The organism is Metaplanococcus flavidus (assembly GCF_042675885.1).
Classification (GTDB): Bacteria; Bacillota; Bacilli; order Bacillales_A; family Planococcaceae; genus Planococcus; species Planococcus flavidus.
The window spans coordinates 1-2,609 of sequence record NZ_JBHTKI010000037.1; the positions used below are offsets into that span (position 1 = coordinate 1).

General features: G+C 47.9%; 2 protein-coding genes. Both read right to left on the reverse strand.

The window, feature by feature from the left end:
• Nucleotides 1-147: 147 nt before the first annotated feature.
• On the reverse strand, nucleotides 148-1,470 hold the full coding sequence (locus ACFQ1X_RS15480) for an MFS transporter (RefSeq protein WP_379083320.1): 1,323 nt from the start codon (nucleotides 1,468-1,470) through the stop codon (nucleotides 148-150).
• Between the two features lie 275 nt (nucleotides 1,471-1,745).
• Entirely contained in the window at nucleotides 1,746-2,414 is a 669-nt protein-coding gene (locus ACFQ1X_RS15485; RefSeq protein WP_144841698.1) for a DUF1643 domain-containing protein, read from the reverse strand.
• Nucleotides 2,415-2,609 lie beyond the last annotated feature (195 nt).

Below are 2,609 nucleotides of genomic sequence, written 5' to 3' on the forward strand. Positions count from 1 at the left end.
CCGGATCCTAGAAAAATTAGGCTACCTGACACCCAAAGAATTTGGGGCGCAAGCAGCCTAAAGATGGTGTTTTATATGTGTCTCAAATCGCTATGTCAGTCTAGGAATCGCCTTTTTTAACTTTTTCAATGAAGCAATATGTCCAAATCAGCTGGGCCCCACTGCCTTAGTCTTGCTATTGCCAAGTGACCAGACGACTACTGGTATGAGCAACAGCGCCAGGAATCCACCGCCCAGCGACAATATGCCGAAGCTGAAGCCCGCAACAACCATGCCGGAAAGCATGCCCCCTGCCGCGCCGGATAGGGCGACAAGCACATCGACCGTTCCCTGGGTTTTTGCCCTCGCTTCCGGCAGCGTCGAATCGACGATCAGCGCTGTGCCGCTGATCAAACCGAAGTTCCAGCCTAAGCCAAGCAAAGCGAGCGCCAGGATGAGCATAGGAAGTGAATCGCCTGGTGCAATTGCCGCAATGATTCCGGCAGATAAAAGTGTGGCGCCTGCCGCGACAACCATTGCCATTCGGCTGATTCTATCGACCAATACGCCCGTCAGCAATGACGGCAAATACATTGCCGTAATATGGATACTGATGACCATCCCCATAGCGCTGAGAGAATGGCCGTGATGACCCATATGGACTGGTGTCATTGTCATGATTGCCACCATGACCATTTGTACGATGACCATCACCGTTGCCCCAAGAAACACACCGCGGCTGTTTATTGCCGGTGCTGCAGCAGCGGCTTTATTCGACGCCTTATCATCCTGCACTTTTTTCTCCGCAACTGCTTTAGCGATAATCAAAGGATCCGGCCGCAGGAATGAGACCAGCACGAGGGCTGCTGCAAAATAAGCCGCAGCAGCTAAAATGAATGGTCCAGCGAGTGCCGGAATGCTGATGGACTCGGCGAAACGGCCCATGACGACGACAAGGTTTGGTCCCGCGAATGCACCGAATGTCGTACCGACCATCGCAATGCTGATCGCCTTTCCACGTTGTTCCGAGCTTGCGAGATCCGTGCCGGCGTAACGTGCCAGCAAATTGGTCGCTGTCCCTCCCCCGTAAAACAGGAGCGAAATCAAAAGCAATACTAAATTGTCCGCAACAGCCGACAAAACGACGCCGACAGCTCCAACGCCTCCGACGAAAAATCCTGTAGCGAGCCCCGGGCGTCGGCCGAATTTTTGTGACAGCTTCCCAATATAATATGCCCCACCTGCTGCGCCTAATGTGAACAGGGCGGTCGGAACGCCTGCAAAGTTCGCATCTCCGAACATGTCCTGAGCCAATAATGCACCTACCGTAATGCCGGCCGTCAGTCCTGCGCCTCCCATGATCTGTGAAAAGACAACGATCCACAACGTTTTCCGATACAGTTGCTGCTGCATTTCCGGTGATTCGGCATACTGTCTCACCAAGTCTGAATTCTGCGGTCCTGAATTGTGTTTTTTATTCACCTGTACCACAAAACTTCCTTCTTTCTGTCCTCTGTTTGATCTTAGTATGCGCTTATAGGCGAAATTCAACAATACCTTCTATTTAAAACTGTACGCTCGCAGCAGGCAAAAAGCCATCCGGATATCTATTGATTTCGGGATGGCTTTTTATCGGTTGAAGTATTGGTCACCGGCTGATTTACTATACTTTTTCTGTATTATTGAATTGCATTGCTGCACATCTATATACTATAGTAGGAACTCAAATTCCTTAAACTCAAATTTTGACTTATTAATTTCTATTGCTATACCACTTGCTCTGCCCTTTTCAGTTGCTCTTCCATTTCATCCAGCCATTGGATGCATTTTGCCTTGATCCAGGGAAATGGATGATAGTACAGAGGATGATTTCTATAAGTCACACCGTTGATCGTTCCAAATTGGGATAATATCGTATAAGCCTTTTCGGCAGCTGGACTGATTGGTGCCTTTGTTCCCCATCCTGCGATCAAGGAATCTGCTCTCTCAACACAATCCAGTAACTCGATGCAGCGATCAAATGAAAAGATGTTGTGGCGGCTGTCCCAATGCTTGTTCATTAACTTCTGGCTTTCTTTATAGTCATCAAATTTACCGGTCCTAATATCCGTGAGATTGATGACCTCGATCAAATTCCAGTTCATCCGTTCCATCAGCCGCATCAGCTGATACATCGTGTTATCAGGTAATGCCGGTACAAGAGGTAACTTGCCTGTTTCTCCGGTTAAGAAGGAAATAGAATCTTCCCCGTCCGCAGGAAGACATTTCCCTGGATTCAGTAACACAAAAAGAGCATTGACTCCATCCTCTTGTGAGCCTTTTCTGCGGATAGCAGCGCGGCTCCTGCACACATGGGTTATTCCATTCGTTTTCAATTTGTAGAAAGCGGCTTCTGTGGAAAAAACCGTTTCCAACTCTTTTCCTGATTGAAACATACAATTCCTCCTTCAGTTTTTTATTTCATTACTGTTGAGGCATCCGTTGAATGAGCGGCAAAAGAATCCGCCATTCCATCTTTTAGTAAATTACTCAACTTTCGCACCGATATAACTTGAGCCAGTCGGTGCGGCTGTAAAGCGCTTCTGTAATTCAAATGGTTCCTTGACAAGTAAATTTGCGAAAAGAAAAGC

What these genes read in the sequence shown, in the direction of transcription:
- ACFQ1X_RS15485 (WP_144841698.1), bottom strand. Translation starts at nt 2,414, where the DNA reads ATGTTTCAATCAGGAAAAGAGTTGGAAACGGTTTTTTCCACAGAAGCC.